The sequence below is a fragment of the Vibrio olivae genome (assembly GCF_042428525.1).
Classification (GTDB): Bacteria; Pseudomonadota; Gammaproteobacteria; order Enterobacterales; family Vibrionaceae; genus Vibrio; species Vibrio olivae.
Genome location: NZ_JBHMEP010000046.1, coordinates 1 through 1,220, shown reverse-complemented (window position 1 = coordinate 1,220; position 1,220 = coordinate 1). Strand labels below are relative to the sequence as shown.

1 protein-coding gene is annotated in these 1,220 nt (G+C 35.9%); it reads right to left on the bottom strand.

Annotation, left to right across the window (positions count from 1 at the left end):
• Positions 1-210 precede the first annotated feature (210 nt).
• The coding region (locus tag ACFFUV_RS23370; protein WP_390198316.1) for an IS256 family transposase at positions 211-1,220 on the bottom strand (1,010 nt) is incomplete at its 5' end.

The window sequence follows — 1,220 nt, the reverse complement described above, 5'->3', positions numbered from 1 at the left end:
AACGCACGTGATCTATCGTGGACGTCCGCAAAAATGGCTGTATCGTTTATTTAGAAATTAAGATAAAAAAGGCTAGTTAACGGGTTTGTTGACTGGCCTTTTTTGATATGTTTGTACATTTTTTATTGTGTTTTAATTTTTCTCTTTTTTATAGCAAGGGTAGCGTCAATAATTTTGTGTAAATAACTCGTCCTTCTGCAAAATAATGGGTTACTCAGTAAACATTGAAGCTAATGTATCCGTCACTTGTTGGAAGCCTTTATGGCTTCTATTTAAGAATTTTTGATTGTATGTATCAAAGATGGATACTAGGAAACGCTCTAGTGATTCTTCATTTTGAAACTGCTCTTTTCTGCGGCTGTATTTCTTGATTTGTTTATTGAAAGATTCGATTAAATTAGTTGAGTAAATGCTTCGGCGGATACCAGGCGGAAACTCATAAAAAGTCAATAAATCTTGTTTTTTTATCAGTGACTGCGTCACTTTAGGATAAGTTTTCTGCCACTTCTCAATCATACTCCCTAAAAAGGTATTTGCCTCTTCCTTTGAGCTAGCTTGATAAACAGCCTTAAAGTCATCACAGATTTCTTTTCGGTCTTTGACACGTACTTTATGAGCAATATTACGGGAAACGTGAACACAGCAATGTTGGTATTTAGCTTTAGGATAAATCTGGTGAATCGTATCTTTCATGCCTTTTAAGCCATCGGTAATAAACAGTAAGACATCATGAACCCCTCTGGAGTAAATGTCCTGTAACAACTCATTCCAAACGTAGGTCGATTCAGTCGGAGCAATCGCATAACTTAGTACTTCTTTAGTGCCGTCTTCTCGTATACCAATGGCAATATAGATTGCTTCTTTGGAGACGGTTTGCCGTTTTAAAGGAATATAAGTAGCATCCATGAAAATAGCGACATACTTATCATTTAAGGCTCTGGATTTAAAGGCATTTACTTCTTCAGTCAGAACTTTAGTCATGTTGGACATGGTTTGTGGAGTATAGTGATGACCGTACATTTTTTCGATCAAATCAGCAATTTCAGACATCGTAACACCTTTTTCGAATAAATGGATAATAGTGGTTTCCAATGTATCGTTTGTTCTTTTGTAGGCTGGTAAAGTTTGTTGTTTAAACTCACCATTACGATCTCTAGGTATTTCCAATGTTAATTCACCATATTCGGTTTTGATTGATCGAAAGTAAGAACCGTTTCTCG